The sequence below is a fragment of the Sandaracinus amylolyticus genome (genome assembly GCF_021631985.1).
Lineage (GTDB): Bacteria > Myxococcota_A > Polyangia > Polyangiales > Sandaracinaceae > Sandaracinus > Sandaracinus amylolyticus_A.
Genome location: NZ_CP070225.1, coordinates 2,120,088 through 2,139,543, shown reverse-complemented (window position 1 = coordinate 2,139,543; position 19,456 = coordinate 2,120,088). Strand labels below are relative to the sequence as shown.

At 71.9% G+C, this 19,456-nt stretch carries 15 protein-coding genes; 4 read left to right on the top strand and 11 right to left on the bottom strand.

Going from position 1 to position 19,456, the window contains the following annotated elements:
- Positions 1 to 13 precede the first annotated feature (13 nt).
- Genes I5071_RS08760 through I5071_RS08745 form a run of 4 tightly spaced genes read right to left on the bottom strand, consistent with a single transcriptional unit; the run spans position 14 to position 6,559 of the window.
- Positions 14 to 2,068 (bottom strand): hypothetical protein, encoded by a 2,055-nt coding sequence (locus I5071_RS08760; RefSeq protein WP_236604957.1) that lies wholly within the window; start codon positions 2,066 to 2,068, stop codon positions 14 to 16.
- A 5-nt stretch (positions 2,069 to 2,073) separates the two neighbouring features.
- On the bottom strand, positions 2,074 to 3,102 hold the full coding sequence (locus I5071_RS08755; protein WP_236604956.1) for an AAA family ATPase: 1,029 nt from the start codon (positions 3,100 to 3,102) through the stop codon (positions 2,074 to 2,076).
- 26 nt (positions 3,103 to 3,128) lie between these two features.
- Complete coding sequence (locus I5071_RS08750) at positions 3,129 to 5,282, bottom strand: transglutaminase-like domain-containing protein (protein WP_236607627.1); 2,154 nt, start codon at positions 5,280 to 5,282, stop codon at positions 3,129 to 3,131.
- Positions 5,283 to 5,287: 5 nt separating this feature from the next.
- Complete coding sequence (locus I5071_RS08745) at positions 5,288 to 6,559, bottom strand: DUF58 domain-containing protein (protein WP_236604955.1); 1,272 nt, start codon at positions 6,557 to 6,559, stop codon at positions 5,288 to 5,290.
- A gap of 433 nt (positions 6,560 to 6,992) precedes the next feature.
- Between I5071_RS08745 and I5071_RS08740 the strand changes: the two genes are divergently transcribed.
- From I5071_RS08740 to I5071_RS08730, 3 genes are all read left to right on the top strand, one after another.
- Positions 6,993 to 8,234 (top strand): hypothetical protein, encoded by a 1,242-nt coding sequence (locus I5071_RS08740; RefSeq protein ID WP_236604954.1) that lies wholly within the window; start codon positions 6,993 to 6,995, stop codon positions 8,232 to 8,234.
- Positions 8,235 to 8,343: 109 nt separating this feature from the next.
- Positions 8,344 to 9,294, top strand: a complete 951-nt coding sequence (locus I5071_RS08735) for an FHA domain-containing protein (RefSeq protein ID WP_236604953.1) — start codon at positions 8,344 to 8,346, stop codon at positions 9,292 to 9,294.
- A gap of 1 nt (position 9,295) precedes the next feature.
- The gene (locus I5071_RS08730; RefSeq protein ID WP_236604952.1) at positions 9,296 to 10,144 is read left to right on the top strand and encodes a hypothetical protein; all 849 of its coding nucleotides are present in this window, start codon (positions 9,296 to 9,298) and stop codon (positions 10,142 to 10,144) included.
- Here I5071_RS08730 and I5071_RS08725 read toward each other — a convergent pair.
- The 5 genes from I5071_RS08725 to I5071_RS08705 form a co-directional block, all read right to left on the bottom strand.
- Positions 10,127 to 11,074 carry an endonuclease/exonuclease/phosphatase family protein gene (locus I5071_RS08725; protein WP_236604951.1) on the bottom strand — a complete coding sequence of 316 codons (948 nt, stop codon included), beginning with the start codon at positions 11,072 to 11,074 and terminating at the stop codon, positions 10,127 to 10,129. The two genes, I5071_RS08730 and I5071_RS08725, sit on opposite strands and share 18 nt — an antisense overlap.
- A gap of 50 nt (positions 11,075 to 11,124) precedes the next feature.
- Positions 11,125 to 11,601: a PTS sugar transporter subunit IIA gene (locus I5071_RS08720; RefSeq protein ID WP_236604950.1), complete on the bottom strand. Its 477-nt coding sequence runs from the start codon at positions 11,599 to 11,601 to the stop codon at positions 11,125 to 11,127.
- Between the two features lie 95 nt (positions 11,602 to 11,696).
- The gene (gene hpf, locus I5071_RS08715) at positions 11,697 to 12,032 is read right to left on the bottom strand and encodes a ribosome hibernation-promoting factor, HPF/YfiA family (RefSeq protein WP_236604949.1); all 336 of its coding nucleotides are present in this window, start codon (positions 12,030 to 12,032) and stop codon (positions 11,697 to 11,699) included.
- A 106-nt stretch (positions 12,033 to 12,138) separates the two neighbouring features.
- The gene (rpoN, locus tag I5071_RS08710; RefSeq protein ID WP_236604948.1) at positions 12,139 to 13,617 is read right to left on the bottom strand and encodes an RNA polymerase factor sigma-54; all 1,479 of its coding nucleotides are present in this window, start codon (positions 13,615 to 13,617) and stop codon (positions 12,139 to 12,141) included.
- Between the two features lie 234 nt (positions 13,618 to 13,851).
- Positions 13,852 to 16,665 (bottom strand): dynamin family protein, encoded by a 2,814-nt coding sequence (locus tag I5071_RS08705; protein ID WP_236604947.1) that lies wholly within the window; start codon positions 16,663 to 16,665, stop codon positions 13,852 to 13,854.
- 67 nt (positions 16,666 to 16,732) lie between these two features.
- On the opposite strand from I5071_RS08705, the gene I5071_RS08700 reads away from it, so the two are divergent.
- Positions 16,733 to 17,713, top strand: a complete 981-nt coding sequence (locus I5071_RS08700) for a diguanylate cyclase (RefSeq protein ID WP_236604946.1) — start codon at positions 16,733 to 16,735, stop codon at positions 17,711 to 17,713.
- Here the strand turns inward: I5071_RS08700 and I5071_RS08695 are convergent, their stop codons facing one another.
- Positions 17,714 to 18,655, bottom strand: coding sequence for an ABC transporter ATP-binding protein (locus I5071_RS08695; protein ID WP_236604945.1), 942 nt, complete (start codon positions 18,653 to 18,655; stop codon positions 17,714 to 17,716).
- Between the two features lie 45 nt (positions 18,656 to 18,700).
- Complete coding sequence (locus tag I5071_RS08690) at positions 18,701 to 19,384, bottom strand: hypothetical protein (RefSeq protein WP_236604944.1); 684 nt, start codon at positions 19,382 to 19,384, stop codon at positions 18,701 to 18,703.
- Between the last annotated feature and the right edge of the window lie 72 nt (positions 19,385 to 19,456).

The following is a 19,456-nucleotide window of genomic DNA, read 5'->3' as shown; positions in this document are numbered from 1 at the left end:
GGACCGGAGTTGATCACTCCTCGTCGACCTCGACCTCGGTCCCGTCGCCGTCGCTCCCGAAGAGCGTCCGGAGCGGATCGCGCGCCGAGACGTTCGACCCATCGAGCCCGTTCGCATCGGCCTGACTGAGATCGATCCGGGGCGCGAAGGCGGCCGTGTGGAACGCCGTCGCGATCCGCGCGCCGTAGTCGTCGTCGCTCTCGGCTGCGCGCCGCGCTTCCTCCGCGCACGCGAGGACGGACCCGCTCGCGCCGATCAGACACGCGCGCCCGTTCGTCCCGCTCGACTCGATCTCGACGCGCAGCGCCGAGTCCGAGCTGACGAAGCGCGGGCTCGATGCGATCAGGTCGCCCGCGCGCTCCGCGGCCGCACCGCCGCGCATCGTGATGCGCACCGGCACCGCGAGCTCGAGCCGCGGGAAGATCCCGGGATCGGTCTGGAACGCCTCGTCGTAGCTCTCGAGCGCGCGCTGGATCTGGCCACTGCGCCGCGCCGACTCCGCCGCGATCGCGTGCATGCGCGCGCGCAGCAGCGTCTCCGCGGGCTGCAGCGCGGAGAGCGCCCGCAGCGCGAGCTCGCGCGCCCGCTCCGAGTCGCCGCTCTCGAGCGCCGCCTCGGCCTCGAACGCGTCGTAGTACGCGCCCGCGCCCTCGCGTCGATCCTCGGCGCGCGCACGACGCACCGCCTCGTTCGCGACGCCGGGCCCCAGCACCTGCACGAGCTCGCCCGCGAGCCACGGCGGCAGCACCGCGCTGCGCGACGTGCCGATCATGAACGTGCCGACGAGCCGCGTGTCGTCGGCCAGCGCGCGCGCTGCCTGACGTCCCGACTTCCACGCATCGAGTCGCAGACTCCACGACGAGAGCGTCGCCCAGATGCGCTCGTGGAGCGGCGCGCCGAGCGACTCGACGACGATCCGCTGCGCCTCCATCACGCGCGCGCGCCGATCGAGCAGCGCGGCGATCGCCTCGTCCTGCGCGGGATCGCGGCTGTTGTGCCCGCGTCGATCGGGCGCGACCACCGCGCGATGCGCGATGCGCGCCGCGTCCTGGCTGCGGCCGATCACGAGGAAGAACTCCGCGAGCGCGCGCCGCGCCTCGTTGCGATCGCTGTCCTGCACGTGCGGCGGACGGCGCGCGCGATAACGCGGCACCTGCTTGAGCTGATCGAGCGCCTCGACGAAGCGTCCCTCGCGCACGTAGAGCTCGCCGAGCTCGACGTGCGGGTTGCCGTACCAGCTCACCTGCGCCTGCGTCGCGAGCTGATCGACGCGCTCCGCCTCGTCGAGCCGGAAGACTGCGCGCGCGGCCTCCGCGAAGTTCGTGAAGTCCACCGCGCTCTGCGAGCGCGGATCGCCGCCGCGCAGCTCCATCGCGGCGCGGCACGCCTCGTAGCTCGCGCGATCGTCGCCCGCCTCGAACTCGACCGCGCAGAGCGCGTTGAGCGCGACCTCGACCTGCCACGGCGAGTCGCTCGCCTGCGCGGCGCGCGCGACCTGCCGCGCCTCGTCGAAGCGGCGCAGCTTCATCAGCGGCCACGCCATCTCGCCGATCATGTCGGGGTCGTAGACCTCGTTGAACCGGCGCATCCACGCGATCTGCTCCTCGTAGTGCTCGAGGTCGGCGTGCGCGTAGACGAGGAAGCGCAGCATCATCGAGTGCCAGCGCCACGGCGCCGACGGATTCGGCGGCTCGCCCCAGCGCGCGCTGTAGAGCCGGTACGCGCGATCGAGGTGGAAGAGCGCGCGCGGGAAGTTCGCCTCGCCCTGGTGGTGCACGTAGCCGAGCACGAAGTGCCCGACGTACGAGCTCGGATTGCGCGCGATGATGCGCTCCGCGAGCTCGCGCGCCTTGATGTGGTGGCCCTGATCGGCCTCCTGCCACGCCGCGAGCTCCTCGGGCGACGCCTCCATCCCGGGCGGGACGAAGCGCTCGATCGCGCCGAGCGCCTCGGGTCCGAGCAGCTCGCCGAGATCCTCGTCGCCGCCCTCGTCGTCCTGCGCGTGCACGACGCCGGTCGCCGCGAGCGCGGACAGCGAGACGAGCAGGAGCAGGCGACGTGCGCGCATCGTGATCAACGCTTGAGGCTGCGGCGCGCGAGCTTCTCGACCTGCGCCTTCGCGTGCTCGCGCACGACCGCGGCGGCATCGTCGACACCCGGCGCGCACTCGAGGCGGTGCGTGAACACGTAGGGCGCGAGCACCTCGAGATCGTGCGGCGTGACGTGATCGCGGCCCGACACCAGCGCGCGCGCCTGGAGCGCGGGCATCATCAGCACGAGCGAGCGCGTCGACGCGCCCTGGAGCACGCGCTTGTCGTCGCGCAGCGAGCGCGCGAGATCGACCAGCGCCTCGCGGAACGCCGCATCGAGCGCGACGTTCGCGCGCAGCGCGCGACGCGCCGCGAGCAGATCGTGGCGCGTCACACCGGGCACCTCGTCGGCGAGCGAGAGGTGCGGCGCGGGATACGCCGCGAGCACCTCGAGCTCCGCGTCGCGCGAGATGTGCTCCATCTTGATCTTGAAGAGGAAGCGATCGAGCTGCGGCGTCGGCAGCGGGTACGTGCCCGCGAGATCGAGCGGGTTCTGCGTCGCGATGACGAAGAAGAGATCGTCGAGCGCGTGGGTGTCGTTGTCGACCGTCACCTGCTTCTCGGCCATCGCCTCGAGCATCGCGGCCTGCACCTTCGGCGACGTGCGGTTGATCTCGTCCGCGAGCACGACGTGCGCGAAGATCGGACCGCGCCGGAACACGAAATTCGAGCGCTCGAGCTCGAACACGTTGGTGCCCGTGATGTCGCTCGGGAGCAGATCGGGCGTGAACTGGATGCGGCGGAACGGCGCGATCCCGACGACGCCCTGATCCTCGCGGATCGATCCACCGAGCGCGCGCGCGAGCGTGGTCTTGCCCGAGCCCGGATAGTCCTCGAGGAGCACGTGGCCGTCGGCGAGCAGCGCGGTGAGCACGAGCTCGATCACGTCGTCGCGCCCGCGCACCACCGCGCCGAGCCGCGCCTTCAGGCGGTTCGCCACCTCGTGCGCGCTCTCGAGGCCCCCACTTCCGTTCGTCGACGGAACGTTCTCGCTGCTGGTCGTCGCGTCCATGTCGTTCTCTCTCCGTGCGGCGCCGATCATCGAGACAGCAGCCACGAGTACGGGTTCAGCGCGCCGAGCGCGCGCCTCCACCACGGGATCGTCTTCGCGAGCTCGCGCCCGAGCTCCTTCTTCGTCGCGAGCAGCCCGCGCGCATCGTCGCGCGCCTTCTTGCTGCCCCACGCCACCGCGGCGTGCGACGTCGTGAGCTTCGCGAGGCTCGGCAGCTCGCGCCGCACGCGCCACGCGAACGCCTCGCGCGACTCGCCCCACTCGCGCACCACGCCGCTCGACGCGAGCTGATCGATCGCCGCGCGATAGATGGTGTGCGCCGACGGCGAGACGCTGCCCGAGAGGCGCCGCCACACCTTGATCGCGTAGCCGAGCAGCACGAGCGTCCCGATCAGCGCAGCGAGCCCGATCGCCAGCGGACCGCGCACGTCGTCGAGGATCTGATCGAACGCGCGCGGCGCCTCGCTGCCGTCTTCCGGCAGAGGTCGCAGCCCGCGCAGCATCTCCGCGAGCAGCTGCTGCAGCGCCTCGTCGGCAGGGCCCGGCGGCGGATCGAGCGAGCGCTCCGGCACCACGTCGACCACGACCCATCCCACGCCGTCGAGATAGACCTCGGGCCACGCGTGCGAGTTGCCGCCGGCGATCAGGATCGCCGAGCCACCCCGCCGCGACGACTCGGGCACCATGTATCCGGTCGACACCCGCGCCGGCAATCCCGCGGCACGCATCAGGTACACGGCGGCGTGCGCGAAGTGCACGCAGTACCCGGTGAGATCGCCGAACAAGAAGTGCGCGGTCGGATCGTCCGCGCTCGCATGCCGGCTGCGCAGCGAGTACGTGCCCTCGCGCCCGAGCCACTGCGTGATCGCGAACGCCTGCACGATCGGATCGACGCGCAGGTCCTCGGGCACCTCGCCGAGGATGCGCTGCGCGAGCTCGCCGTAGCGCGGATCGCTCGGCCCGCGCGTGTAGTGCGCGCGGATGTCCTCGCTCCACGTGGGGCTCCCCGCGGTGCGCCCGAGCAGGCCCCACTCGTCCGACGTGAGCACCGCCGAGCGCACGCGATAGGTGCGCCGGAATCGCCCGCGATCCGGGTTCTCGACGGGCACCAGCTGGATCGGCGACTCGAGCCCGAACGGCCGCGGATGCTCGGCGAGCAGACCGACCGTGGTCTCGACCGTCGTGCGCCACGCGCCGGTGTCGGGCGCGCCCGGGATGTCGATCGTGCGCGTCGGGAAACCAGACGCGACATCGTCGTCGACGCCCGAGATGCCCGCCGCGATCAGCCGTCGCCCGTTGTACTGGCTGAACGACTCCTGCCGGAAGTAGTAGACGCCGCTCGGCGGCGAGTAGTCGTCGTGCAGGAGCGCGATCGCGAGCGGCGTCTGCGAGCCCGATTGATCGTACTCGTCCTGGAAGTCCGGCCCGCCCGCGCCGCCCTGGCTCTGTCCTTGGCCCTGCGCCTCGCGCTCCGCGCGCCCGGTGTCGTTGCGCAGGTTGAGCCCGTCGCCGCCCGACTGCGGCGGAGGCAGCCCGGCGATCGCCGTGGTGCCGAGGATGAGCGCGAGCAGACACGCCGCGACCCCGAGGTGCACCGCGGAGCGCAGGAAGCTGCGCTCGCTGAGCAGGAGCAGCCCGATCACGAGCCCGGCGAGCGCGCCGATGCCGAGCATGCCGTACTCGGGGTTGCCGCCACGCACCAGGAACCAGTCGGCGATCTCGAAGGGCCGATGGATCGCGTAGTTGCGATGCGCGACCACGAGCGCCGCGAACGACGTCGCGATCAGCGCGATCTCGATCACCGCGAGCGAACGACGACGCGCCGAGAGCAGTCGCACCGCGGTGCCGAGCACGAGCGCGCCGAGCCCGAACGCCGCGGCCTCGCCGGCGCGCAGCGCGAGCGAGGGCCCCAGCATCGACGCGACCGACCCGCTGCCGACCACGAGATCGGCGAACGCGAGCGACACCCCCAGCGCGACGAGCGCGCCGAGCATCACCACCGGCGTGCGCACGCGCGTGCTCGCGAGACGGCGCCCGACCAACGAACCCAGGCCCCCGCCGATCGCCGCCGCGATCACGCCCTCGGCGACCGAGAGCGGCCACGCGAACACGCCCGCGGTGAGCGCGTAGACGATCATGCGCAGCATCGTCGAGAGCGCGGGCTCGCGCACGTCGCGCATCTCGCTCACGCCGCCACCTGCTTGCCGTCCGCGGCGAGCGCGCGCGCCGCACCACGATGCGCGGTGCCGAGCCGACGCCCGCTGCGCCGATCGATCACGACCACCTCGCAGCGCGTCGCCGCGAGCGCGCCGAGCACCGCATCGAGCTCGTCGATCGGCGTTCCCACTCGAGGTGCTTCACGCGCGATCACGCGCTGCCACCACGTCGCCTTCGACGACGAGTCGATCCCGTCGACGCCGATCACCACCCTCGCCCGCCCCGCGCGACCGCGCAGCACCGCGAGCACCCGCGCGAGCCACGGCCCGGGACGCGGCGGCGCGAAGAGCACCAACGACGCGGGCCCCGTGCGCTCGGCACGATCCACGAACGCGCGCAGCCCGCTGCCGCCGCGCTCTCCGATGCCCGCCGACGTCACGACGCGCTGCACTGCATCACCGATCGCGCTCGCCTCGCCGTCCGAGCCGTCCGCGCCGAAGATCCACTCCGCGCCGAAGGCACCACCCTCGATCGCGACGCGTGCCGCGGCCGCGCTCGCCTCGTCGTCGGGCCCACCGACCAGGTACGAGACCGTTCGACGCGCACGCGAGAGCGCGCGCTCCGGCATCTTCACCATCAGCTTCCGGGTGCGCCCGAACACCTTCCAGTGGATGTGTCGCGCCGGATCCCCGGGCGCGTAGCGACGCAGCTCCACGCGGTCCCCGTCGTCGAGCCCCATCGGGTGCGGTACGTCGTCCCCGCCCGCCATCGACACGAGCAGCGGCAGATCGCGCATCGCGCCCGCATGCGGCAGCACGGTCAGACGCTCCGGAGATCGCTGCCGCACCGCGATGCGCGCCAGCCCGAACGCGTCCTGCACGATGATGCGCCGCTCGATCCCCGGCACGATCCCGCGCGCCCGCAGCGATGCGTCCTCCTCGACGCGCAGCCCGCGACGCCGCGTCTCGAGCCGCGCCTCGGGCGCGAGCCACTCCCAGCGGACCTGCAGCATCGGCACCAGGAAGAGCCCCGGCAGCGAGAAGCCCGTCGGCAGGGAGCGCTCCGTCTCGAGCGTGCGCTCGCGCGTCCCACGCGGATCGAACGACGCGTGCTTGATCCGGATCGCCCCGAGGATCACCAGCACCAGCGCCACCCCGACGAGCCCGAGCGCGCCCCCGGCCGCGACGACGAGCACGAGATCGCGCTCCGCCAGCCCGATGCGCGTGAGCGCCGCCCATCCGACGACCGCGACGATCAGCCCGAGCGGCGTGATCGGTACCAGGTCGGTGACGCGCCGCACACCGCGCGACAGCCCTCCGAAGGCACGCCTCCACCGCTCGATTCCGCGCTCGCTCGTCATGCCTCCGGTCGGGCCCTTCGCGCTCTGCTCGCCGCCGTCTCCGAGAACCCCACTCGGATCCGAGTGGACTGCGTACCTGGGGCCCGCGCGCGGGACCGTCAGGGTGCCATCGCGACTTGGCCGGCGCCACCGCCGCCAGAGCCGCCAGACCTCGCGAACCTCTCGGGGTTCCCAGCTCTTCCGATAGGTCTGCTTCGCTTGACACCCGTCGCTCGCGCTGGATACCTTCCGGCCTCCTGCGACCCCCGCGTGCTCGTGTTTCCTCGAAGAAACACGGGATTCGTCCGGGGGGAAAGGCCCAAGGACGCGGAGGGAAGTTTCCTTCCCAAACGAGGAGCCACTCAGGGTTCGATCAGGAGGGCGAGGCCCGCACATGTCCGACGACAAGAAGCCGAAGAAGGATCTGCGAGCCCGGCTCGGTCGCACGATCTCCCCGAACACCCCTGGAGCCGCTCCCATCGCGACGCCGAACGTCGCAGGCGCCGCCCCCGCCGCCGCTCCTGCCGCGGCCGCTGCTGCTGCCGCGGTTCCGCCGCCCGCGATCGCGCCGGTCGTCGCGCCGCCGGTGGTCGCGCCGCCGGCTGCGATCGCAGGACCGAAGCTGCCCTTCGGCGGCCCGGACGTCGCGCCTCCGCCCTTCGCACAGCCGAAGGCGCCGGAGTCGGTGCGCCCGAAGGCGCCGGTGGATCCGTTCGCTGCCGGTCCCGCCGTCGCGGCGGGCCCGCAGGAAGTCCGCCTCGTCATCGACGACAAGCCGGTCGACGACTCGGAGGTGGGTCGCAAGCAGCGCGGCCGCAACTTCCTGCTGCTCGGCATCGGCCTCGTCGTCGGCGCCCTCCTCGGCGGCGGCTTCGGCTCGATGAACGGCCGCAACGTGCTCTACAACGTGACCGTCCGCGACGGCCACGAGATCTACCAGACGGTCACCGAGGCCTCGGCGCGCGTGCTCGACGCGCAGACGAAGATCGACCGTCTCGTGGAGCGCGCGGCCGGCCACGGCGGTCAGGCCGCGGGCGTCGACTACGACACGATCACCGAGCTGCGCGGCATGGAAGTGCCGATCAGCGCGGGCGCGTTCGCGCGGAAGAACTACGGCGCGTTCCAGCCCGGGACCGTCGACGATCTCTTCGCGTACTACAACAACGTCCAGCTGATCTGGGAGCGCATCGGGCGCCTCGCGGCGACGACGCTGAACGAGACGCGTCGCGCCGAGCTCGATCGCACCGCGGCTGCGGCGGCGGAGTCGGCGACCGCGCTCTACGGCGTCGTGCCCGTCTCGAACGAGGAAGCGGGCGGCATCGTCGGCAGCCTCGTGCTCCTCGAGCCCATCGAGGGCCAGACCAAGCTGATGGCGCGCGCGCGTCGTGGTGGCCCGGGCCGCGAGCTCGAGCGCTTCGTCGCGGACACCGAGATCGGCACCACGCCGGCCACGGTGCTCATCGTCGACGGCGCGCAGAGCGCGGGCGTGCTCTCGGAGCAGCTCGGCGCGTTCCGCCAGTACGTGCAGGACATCACCGAGCTCAAGCGGATGATGGACCAGACGGTCGAGATCCAGGGCCGTCTGACCACGTCGCTCGGCGAGATCGCGCGTCTCCAGGAAGTCTTCGCGATGTGATCCCCGGGGAGCCTCGGCTCCCCGACGAAGACCACGACGGGCGCCCCGGACGACGGGAGCGCCCGTTTCTCTTCCGTCCGCGCGCGCGCTCTGGCACGATCCGCAGCGCTTGCCTCGCTACCGGATCCGGTACCAGGGCACGGACCTGGAGATGCCTCCCGGCGAGTTCGTCGTCGGGCGTAGCTCGGCCTGCCACCTCGCGCTCGACGACGCGCTCGTCTCGCGCCGGCATGCCGCGATCCACGTCCAGCCCGACGGCGTGTTCGTCGACGACCTCGGCAGCCGCAACGGCGTGCTGGTCAACGGCGAGCGCATCCCGGGGCGTCGCAAGATCGTGCACCTCGATCGCGTGACGATCGGCTCGCACGAGCTCGTGCTCGTCGAGATCCCCGATCGCCCGATGCTCGAGTCCGCGTGCGAGTCGTGCGGCGCCGCCATCACGATGGACATGGCGTTCTGCCAGAAGTGCGGGCACCTGCAGCACAAGGGCAACCCGACGCTCGCGGGCATGACGCTCGAGATCCCCGCAGTGCGTCCCGACGCGATGCAGACCGCGAAGCACGAGGCGCTGCGGCTCGACGGAGTGCGCCTCGACGCCGCGCGTCCCCCCTCGGCCGCGGGAGTCGGCTCGGAGGAGAGCACCGGGCGCGCGCTGCTCGTGGGCATCGCCGACAAGGCGCTCGCGCTCGGGCGCTTCGACGAGGCGGAGCGCGTGCTCGGCAAGTCGCTGCACGAGATCCTGGCGCGCGCGAAGACCGGCTCGGTGCCCCCTCCGCCGCGCATCGCGGAGGCGACGCGATACGCGCTGCGCCTCGCCGAAGGCACGAAGCGCACGTCGTGGCTCGACTGGGTGTTCGAGCTGCACGAGGCGACGGGGCGTCTCCTCGGCGCGGACGACATCGAGCGCGTGCACGAGCTCGTGCGGAAGCTGCGCTACACGGGCGCCGGCCCGGTGCGTCGCTACGTGATCGCGATGCGCGCGCGCGCCGAGGGCTTCTCGGCGTCCGAGCGCTTCCTGCTCTCGCGGCTCGAGGGCATCGAGCGCATGGTCTCGGCCTGACGTGAGCCGCATCGCGATCGTCTTCGTGATCGCGCTGATCCCGGCGACCGCGAGCGCGCAGTGGACGCGCGCGATCGACGTCGCGCACGGCGCGTTCGATCACGAGGGCGCGCCCGACGCGATCGTCCATGCACCACCCGGGTTCGACGCGCGCGCGCCGCTGCACCTCGTGGTGTTCCTGCACGGTTATCGCGGCTGCACGCAGGTGCTCGTCTCCGACGCGCCCGACGCGCGTTGTCGTCCCGGCGATCCGCCGCACCCCGGCTGGGGCCTCGCCGCGCGTCACGACGAAGCGGGGACGCAGACGCTCTTCGTCGTGGTGCAGCTCGCGCTCTGGCAGCGCGAAGGGAGCCCGGGGCGCTTCGGGCGCGAGGGCGCGTTCCGCACGTTCCTCGACGAGCTCCTCGCCGCGCTCGAGCCCGATCTCGGCGCGCGCCGTCGCGTCGACGATCTCGCGGGCATCACGATCCTCGCGCACAGCGCCGCGTTCGAGACGAGCCTCGCGATCCTGCGCGCCGGGCGCATCGACGATCGACTGCGGCACCTCGTGCTCTTCGACGCGCTCTACAGCGGCGGGCCTGCGTTCCTCGCTTGGGCCGCGGCAGACGGCGCACGCACGCTGCTCTCGTTCCACGGCGGACGCGGGACCACGCGCGAGCGCAACCGCGATCTCGCGCGACGCGCGCGCCGTGCGCTCGGCGCGCGCGCCTCGGTCGGTCGCGATGCCCGCCTCGAGCACGCGCGCGATCGACGCGTCGTCATCGTCGAGAGCGACGCGCCCCACGCCGACATCCCGGCGCGCCACATCGCCGAGACACTGCGCGCGCTCGGCCTACCGCTGCGTCGCTGAGACGCGATCACCGTCGCGCCAACGCAGCACGACACCCTCGGGCAGGTGATCGCTCACCGGACAGCCCGGCGGCCCGCCCTCGTCGCACGCGAGCGGCATGACGAGCGCGGCAGCGGGCTGCATCCGCTCGTACGACGCGCGGCGATCGAGCGAGCGCACCGTCTCGAGCGCATCGCCGATCGCCACGTGATCGATCGTCCAGCCGAAGTAGTGGGTCGCAGGCGCGCCGGGCACCGCGTCGCGCAGCGGCGGCGCGACGATGCGATCGTAGCCCTCGGTCCCCGGCCACGCGTTGAGATCCCCGAGCAGGATCGTGTGCGGCCCGAGCGCGTCGCGCTCCACGAGCTCCTGCCGCAGCCACGCTGCCATCGCGCCGTTCGACGGATGCCACGCGAGGTGCACCACCACGAGCACGATGCTCCGGCCCTCGGGATCGTCGACGCGCGCGAGAAGCGCGCAGCGACGCTGATCGGGGAAGAGCCGCTCGAGCTCGATGCACTCGTGCCCGCGAACGACGTAGGGATCGCGCACCGCCGCCGCGACCGCGCTGCGCAGCGACCCATCGGTCCGGATCGAGCACTCGCACGCGCCGAAGAAGCCGTCGTCCTCGAGCTCGCGCGAGAGCGCGGAGATCGCCTCGCGCGACTGGATCTCCTGGATGCCCACGAGCGCAGGACGCCCGCCGGCGAGCGCCTCGCCTTCGCGATCGATCGCCGCGACGAGCGCAGGGACGCGCGCGGGCTGCGAGAGGCGCCACGCGTTGATCGTCATCACCGCGAGCTCGCCCTCCCGCAGCGGTGGCGCGCTCGCCTCGATCGAGGGCACCGGGCCCAACGCGTCGGGCTTCCAGCGCACGAAGTACGCGCTCGCAGCGAGGACCGTCGCGGCGAACGCGAGGGCCTTCAGGGCTCGGTCTCTCCAGCGCCGCACGGTCGATCGCTCGATCGAGACGGTCGCGCGACCGTCCGATCACCAGCGACCTAGGCCCCGTCGACCTCGAGCACGATGTCGAGCGCGCGCTGCGGCGCGTCGGCGCCGAGCAGCCTCGCGCGCAGCGCGTCGTCGCGCAGCACGCGCGAGATCCGCGCGAGGCACTTGAGGTGCTCGCCCGCCGCGCGATCGGGGCCGATCAGCGCGAACAGGATCGACGCGGGACGCCCGTCGATGGCGTCGAACGCGACGCCGCCCCGCTGGATCCCGAGCGCGCCCACGAAGCGCGTCAGACCGGGCAGGCGTCCGTGCGGGATCGCGACGCCGTCACCGACGCCCGTGCTCGCGACGGCTTCGCGCTCGCGGAGCACGCGCTCGACCTCGTCGACGCTTGGAGCGCTCCCGCCCGCGCTCGGATAGAGCCCGGACGCGAGGAGCTTCGCCATCGCGCGGATCGCGTCGCCCTTGTCGCGAGCGTCGAGGTCGGTGTCGATGCGGTCGACGGTGAGGAGCTCGGCCAGGCGCATCGTTCTCTTGCTCTCTCGGAGCTGCTGCGCTGCGGTCTCGACGTAGGTCGCGCGCCCGAGCCCCCGCGCGACCTTCGTCGAGACGATCGCGCCTGCTACTTCTCGGTCTTCCCGCTCATCTGCGAGATGCCACCCGAGTGCTTGCGTCGGTCGGCGCTCGCATCCTTGTCGTCTCGGATCTGGCGATCGATCTTGTCGATCACGAGGTCGATCGACGCGTACATGTCTTCCGACTGGTGGGTCCCGGCGAACCGATGACCGTCGCCGTGCACCATCACCTCGACCGTCTGCAGATGCCTCTCGACCGAGAGGATCACGTCCGCCGTCAGCGGCGCGCGTAGGTACTTCTGGAGCTTCGAGATCTTCTCGCGAGCGTAGTTCTTCACGCCCTCCGAGGGCTCCACCTGACGGAACGTGAACGAGACCTCCATGCGTCTCTCCTCCCGTGGCGCCCTCTGTTGAAGCCGAGGTGCGCCGCTCGAGGTCTACGCTACCGCACTCGGGGCCGACTCGGCGACGTCCGAGTGACGTCCCCCATCAGAAGTACTTCTTGCGCTTGCTGGAGCTGAGGATGCCCAGCATCTCGCGGTACTTCGCGACCGTGCGGCGCGCGATGACCACGCCGTCCTGCGCGAGGATCTCCACGATCTTCTGATCGCTGTGAGGGTTCCGCTCGTCTTCCTCGGAGATGATCTTCTTGATCGCCTGCTTGACCGACTCGCTCGCGATGTCGTCGGCGTTGTCGCGGCGGATCGCACTGTTGAAGAAGTACTTCAGCTCGAACACGCCGCGGGGCGTCGCCACGTACTTGTTGCTCGTGACGCGCGAGATGGTGCTCTCGTGCATCCCGACCGTCTCCGCGACGTCGCGCAGGATCATCGGCTTGAGGTACTCGATGCCCTTGTCGAAGAAGTCGCGCTGCTTCTCGACGATGCATTCGGTGACCTTGACGATCGTCTTGCGGCGCTGGTCGATCGAGCGGATGAGCCACTGCGCGCTGCGCAGCTTGCCCTGGATGTACTCCTTCGCCTTGGGATCGCCGGCCATCGCAGCGCGATAGAAGCCGCTGATCTTCAGGCGCGGCATGCCGTCGTCGTTGGCCTGGACGTAGTACTTGTCGCCGACCTTCGTGACGTAGACGTCCGGCACGATGTAGCGCGGCTCTTCGCTGACGTAGTCGCGCCCCGGCCGCGGCTCGAGCTCCGCGATCACCTGCGCGACGTCGTAGATCTCCTCGACCGTCACCTTCAGATCGCGCGCGATCGCCGCGTAGTTCTTCTTCTCGAGGTTCGTCAGGTGATCGCGCAGCACGCTGATCACCAGCTCGTCCATCCCGTGGTGCTCGGCCTGCACCAGGAGGCACTCGCGCAGGTCACGCGACGCGGCGCCGACCGGGTCGAGCTTCTGGATCATCTTGAGGACTTCTTCGGCGTCCTCGGGATCGATCTCCGCTTCGGCGGCGAGCCTCGGCACGACCTCTTCGGGCGGCGTGTCCTCGAGCTTCAGGTAGCCGTTCTCGTCGAGGTTGCCGACCACGAGCGCGACGAAGCGCATCTCGTCGTCGGTGAAGTCGGTCAGGCGGATCTGCCACGCGAGATGATCGGCGAGGTCCTCGCTCTTCGTGAGCGTCGCCTCGACACCGGGCATCTCCTCGTCGCTCATGCGACCGGAGCTCGGCATCGGCGCCTGCATCGCGTGGTTCTCGAGGTAGCGCTCCCAGTCGATCTCGTCGGTCTTCTTCTCTTCGCCCTTCACCGACGCTTCGGACGCGCGATCGTCGGCTTCGACGGCGCGATCGATCGACGTCGCGGCCTCGGGCGGTGCCTGCACCTCGACGCCCTGGGCGTTCACCTCGCCGGTCTCGACCTGGTCCTCGAGGACCGGGTTCTCGAGCATCTCCTCGCGAACGAGGTCGACCAGCTCCATGCGCGACATCTGCAGCAGCTTGATCGCCTGCTGGAGCTGCGGCGTCATCACGAGCTGCTGCGTCTGGCGGAGTTGCTGCTTGATCTCCATCGGGCTCCGGCTCCTCACGATCTCGCAGCGGCCGACGGGTGAGTCCCGGGACCGGGAAACGAAGGCGGGGGGAAGTGCCCCAGCGCGCCCAGTCTCCTCCGATCGTGAAGTTGGTCTCGACTATAGCCCCCGTGATGCCGAGAGGGAATCGCTTTTGCATCTTGTGAGGTAGCTCGTGGCGGTCGTTCGCGTCCGCGATTATCCGACGCACCCCCGAGACGGCCCACGGGGTGATCAGCCAACGAGCTCTTCGAGCACCTCGTGCAGCGCGCGCAGCGGCTCGTAGGTGCGGGCGCGCAGGCGCTCCCAGTCGCGGCGCGCGGCCTCACCCGTGGCGGTCACGTCGCGCTCCAGCTCGCGCAGCAGCTCGGCGGTCGCGTGCTCGAGCGCAGGCCGCAGCGACTCGCGCGGGAAGGCGCGCGCCTGACCGAGCGCGTCGGCGATCGGCTTCACGCTGAGGGTCGCGGTGGGGAGCACCTCGTCGAAGAAGCGACGCAGCGCACCGCCGCTCAGCAGGCCTGCCTGGAAGCCACCGAACGCCGCGACCGGCGGAGCGATCGCCGCCTCGATGCGCACCGCGATCGCAGCCTCGAGCTCGGTGCCGCCGAGCGCGGGCGCCAGCGCGGCGACCAGCGCTTCGCCGAGGCGCGCGGCCGTGGACTCGCTCGCCTGGTCGAGCCGGTTCTGGATGACCTCGGCGAGGAACGCGCGGTCCTCGGGATCGGCGCCGTGGGTCGCGAACCGATTGGTGCGCGGGCGGACGAACGAGAGCACCTCGGCCGCCGCGTCGTCGAACGCGCGCGACTGCGCGGACTCGAGCTCCTCGATCGCGCGCTCGATCGCGGCCTGCACCGGGCCACCCACGCTCGCGAGCGTCGTCGCGGCGCGCTCGAGCTTCGTGCGGCGCGCCTCGAACGTGCCCTCGACCTCGGCCTCGGTGGCGAGCGCATCGCGGAGCAGCTCGAGCAGACGTCCGGCGCACGCACGACGCTTGAGGAGACGCGACTGCGAGAACACGTCGCTCTCGAGCCGCCGCACCAGCGCGGGGAAGCCGCTCGCCTCGAACGCAGCGTCGTCGTTCGCGACCCGCGCGCGCAGCGCCGCGCGCGCCGAGAGCGCGACCGGCTCGGGCCCGATCTCGGGCATCTCGCGCGCGAGCGAGGCCTTCACCTGCGCGAGCTGCTCGGGCTTGAGGCGATCGACCTTGTTGAGCGCGGCGATCACGGTGCGCTTGCTCGCGCGCACGCTCGCGAGGATGCGTCCCTCGCTCGCCTTGCCCGCCTGACCGGCGTCGAAGACCCAGAGCGCGGCATCGGCGCGGCGCATCGCTTCCTTCGCGAGCGCCTCGTGCTCGGGGTTCGGCGCGTTGCTGCCCGGCGTATCGAGGATCCACACGCGCTCGAGCAGCTCGGACGGGAGCACGATCTCGACGTGGTCGACGACCGCGCCCTCGCGCTCCGCGTCGCCGAGCAGGCGCTTGAGGTCGTCCCAGTCGCCCTCGCGCGTGGTGCCGTCCTTGCGCACCACGCGCACGCGTCGCTCCGCGCCGCCGCGCAGCACGTTGAGCGTCGCGGTGGTCGGCAGGATCCCGGTGGGTGCGACGTCGGCACCGACGAACGCGTTCACGAGCGTGCTCTTGCCCGCGTTGAATTCGCCGAGGATCGTGAGCAAGAGCGGGCGATCGAGCTCGTCGCGCAGCGCGCGGGCGCGCGCGACCGCGTCGGTCAGCCGACGCTCTTCCGCGAACGCGAGCACGCCGTCGATCGCGGCCGCGAGATCGACCTCTTCGCGCGGGCCACGCCACAGCGTGCGCAGCGCGTCGCGGCGGAGCGTGCGCGCGAGCTGCGCGTCGGCGTTGCGAGGGCGCAGCTGCTCGCTCGCCTCGCCGCGATCCATCACCGCGAGCGCGTCCTGCGGTCGACGCTCGTCGAGCGCGAGCCGCGCGTGGGCGAGCACCTCGCGGGGCTCGACCATCTCGCCCGCGAGCAGAATGCGGCACGCGTCGCGCTCTCCGCGAAGGAGCAACGCATGAGCGCGGAGGGCGCGCGCCGCGGGATCGTTCGGCGAGGTCGCCTCGAGGGCGTCCGCGACCCGCACCAGCTCGCGCGCATCGCGGAGCGGCACCACGCGCGCCGCACGCCGCAGCAGATCACGATCGCCGCCCTGGCGCGTCTCCGAGGCCGCGAGGAGCGCCTGCGCGGCCTCTCCGTCGCGCCCCGCCGCGGCGAGCACGTCGGCGAGCGTCGAGAGCGCGTCCGCGCCTCCACCACGCGCCACCGCCATGCGCGCGTGACCTTCCGCGGCCGCGTGATCGCCGCGCGCCAGCGACTGCCGCGCGAGCGCCTCGAGCGCCTGCGTGTTGCCGATCTGCGCGGCGCGCTCGAGCAGCGGGCGCGCGCTCGCAGCGTCCCCCGCGCGGTGCAGCGCGAGGCCGAGCCGCGTCGTGCGGGCATCGTCGAGCCCGGCGCCCTCGAGCCCGCGCGCCGCACGTCGCGCCGCGAGCCGCTCGTCGGAGTCGACCAGCGCTTCCACGAGCGCGATGCGCGCGTCGACGTCGTCGGGGCGCGCCGCGATCGCCTTGCGCAGCTCGCGCGCCGCGCGGTCGGGGCGCCCCCGCATCCACTCGGCACGCGCACGGATCACACACGCCTCGGCGAACGCGGGACCGCCCTGCGCCGCGAGCCGCCGTGCCGCCTCGCGCGCCGCCGTCACCGCCGCGCCGGGATCGTGCGACGCGAGCGCGAGCTTCGCGGCGAGCAGCGAGAGCTGCGGGTCGTCGGGCTCCTGCTGTCGCGCCTCCGCGAGCGCGAGCCGCGCGCCCGAGACGTCGCCCGTCATCTCGAGGGCGCGCGCCCATCCGATCAGCGCGCGCAGCAGCCCGGGACGTTCCTCGAGCACACCACGAAGCAGCTTCTCCGCCTCGGCACCGCGCCCCGCGTCGAGCAGCTGCTCGGCGCGCTCGATGCGATCGCGCACTTCCTCGGGCAAGAGGAGCACGTCGTCGATGAAGCGGGCCGCCCGCCCCACGGCGCGGTCGAAAATGCTCATCCGAGGCGCAGCGTAGCGGATCTCGAGAGCGTCGACGGGGACGCCCCAGAGCTGTACCATCAGTCCTGTGGAGACCGCCCGCGGGAGCGCCCCGCCGCCGCCTGCGCGCATCGCCGTCGTCGACGACGATCGCGTCACGCGCGAGTACGTCGCCGGTCTTCTGCGCGGCCACGGATATCGCGTCATCGCGGTCGACGGCGCGCAGAAGCTCCTGGATCTGCATCGTCAGGGGCAGGTCGATCTCGTGCTGCTCGACGTGATGATGGAGGGCCTGAGCGGCGTCGACTGCTGCCGGATCCTGAAGTCGACGACGCCGCCCGAGATCTTCGTGCCGGTGATCCTCGTGACCGGCCGCACCGATCCCGAGAGCCGCATCGAGGGCCTGCGCATCGGCGCCGACGACTACGTGACGAAGCCGTTCGACGAGCGCGAGCTGCTCGCGCGCATCGAGGCGATGCTGCGCATCAAGCGCTCCCACGACGACCTCGGCGCCGCGCGCGAGCGACTGCAGCGCCTCGCGGTGCAGGACGAGCTCACCGGGCTCTACAACGTCCGCTATCTCAACTCGCGCTTGACCGAGGAGTACAAGCGCGCCGAGCGCCATCGCGATCCGCTCGCGCTCGCGATGATCGACGTCGATCACTTCAAGCAGGTGAACGATCGCTTCGGGCACGAGGCGGGCGATGCGGTGCTCCGCGAGGTCGGCGTGCGCCTCAAGAAGTCGGTTCGCGAGATCGACGTGGTCACGCGCTACGGCGGCGAGGAGTTCGTCGTGCTGCTCCCCAGCACGCACCTCGCGGGCGCGCTCGTCGTCGCGGATCGCGTGGCGCGCACGCTGCGCGACGAGCCCTTCGACGTGGCCGGCACGAAGATCCCGGTGACCGCGTCGATCGGGCTCGCGCTGTTCCCGAGCCGCGGCGTGCACTCGAAGGAAGAGCTGCTGCGCTCCGCCGATCGCGCGCTCTACCGCGCGAAGGACGAGGGCCGCGATCGCATCTGCGTCTACCAGGAGCAGGGCTACCTGTTCGCTCCTGGGAAGACGGGCTAGCTAGGCGCTCGCGCCCTCCGCGGCCGCTGCGCCGGCCTTCTCGAGCGTCTGCATGAACGCGCGCTCGAGCGTCTTCGTCAGCGGCGCGACGTGGCGCACCTGCTGCCCCGACGAGATCGCGAGCTCGAGGATGAAGCGCGCGTCCTTGCCCGAAGGAACGCGTACCGCGAGCGTGCTCCCGTCGCGCGTGACCACGCAGCCGCCCACCTCGAGCGCGGTCTTGAGCGAGTCGGGCTCGCCCTTCCCGCGCACCTCGAACACGCCCTCTTCGCTGGTGACCAGCGGCGCGAGCGCGCCCGCGTAGAGCACCTCGCCGCCCGCGATCACCATCACCTGATCGCACGTCTTCTCGACGTCCGGGAGGATGTGCGTCGAGAGGATCACGCTCGCGCCGGTGCGCTGCGGGATGTCGACGATCAGCGCGAGCATCTCGTCGCGACCGCGCGGATCGAGACCGCTCGTGGGCTCGTCGAGGAGCAGCAGCTTGGGATCGCCGACCAGTGCCTGCGCGAGCCGCGCGCGCTGGCGCATGCCGGTCGAGAACGAGCCGAGCTTGCGATAACGCGCCTCGCCGAGCCCGACGTAGTGCAGCACCTGGTGCGCCCGTCCGATCGCCTCGCGCCGGGGCAGCCCGCAGAGCTCGCCCGCGAGCGACGTGAACTGCAGCGCGGTGAGCTCGGGGATCACCGAGTCGCCCTCGGGCATGTACCCGATGCGCGCGCGCACCTCGAAGGGGCTCCGCGCGACGTCGATGTCGAGCACCTTCACGCTGCCGTGATCGGGCGTGAGCAGCCCGAGCAGCGTCTTGAGCAGCGTCGACTTGCCCGCGCCGTTCGGCCCGAGGAGCCCGATGCGCCCTGGCTCGAGCTTCAGCGTCACGCCCTTGAGCGCGCGCAGCTCGCCGTAGCGTTTCTCGACCCCCTCGAGCTCGATGAGCGCCATCGCGGCGCGAACGTAGACGGCCGCGACGACGCGGGCAAATCGAGATCAGCGCTTCTTCTTCGGCTGCTCGCTCGCGGGCTCGGGGCTCGAGGGTCCACCGCGCGGCACCGGGATCACGCCGAGCCGCGCGCTTCCCACGAGGAGCAAGAGCGCGGCGATCGCGAGCACACCCGCGCCGTACTCCACGCCGACCTCGAGCAGGCGTCCCGTCTGCGCCGCCTGTTCCTCGGCGCTCTTCGTGACCTTGAGCACCGTGTAGACGAGCGAGACCAAGGGCGCGAGCGCGAACACCACGCCGACGAGGCGCGCGCCGAGCATCTCGAGCGGCGTGCGACGGCGTGCGAGGATCCACACGAACATCGCGGCGACGAAGGGGATCGTCCACACGCTCGGCGCCGGTCCGGTCGCGGTCTCGAAGCCGCTGAACGTGCGCGTCTGCGTCGCGGTCGTGATCGTGAGCAGCGGCAGTGCGAACCCGATTGCCGAGAGCGCGACGCCCGCCATCACGAGCCCACGCCCGAAGCGCGGATCGAAGATCGAAACCGGCTCGTCGTGCGAAGGCAGGTCGCTCCCCTCGAGCTCGGGATCGCGCGGGAGCTGATCGAAAGGGACGAGCGCGAGCTCGTGCTCCGGGCACTCGCGTTCGCCTTCGAAGCACTCGCGGCAGAACGGGCAGAAGAGCAGCGGCTGCTGCTTCGTGGGATCGGGCGGCGCGTCGCGTTCGGGCATCGAGAGAGGCGGTGCTGCCGGTGCGGTGGAGGCGCTCATCGCCGTGCTGGACACCGCCCCGGCGACGCGGTT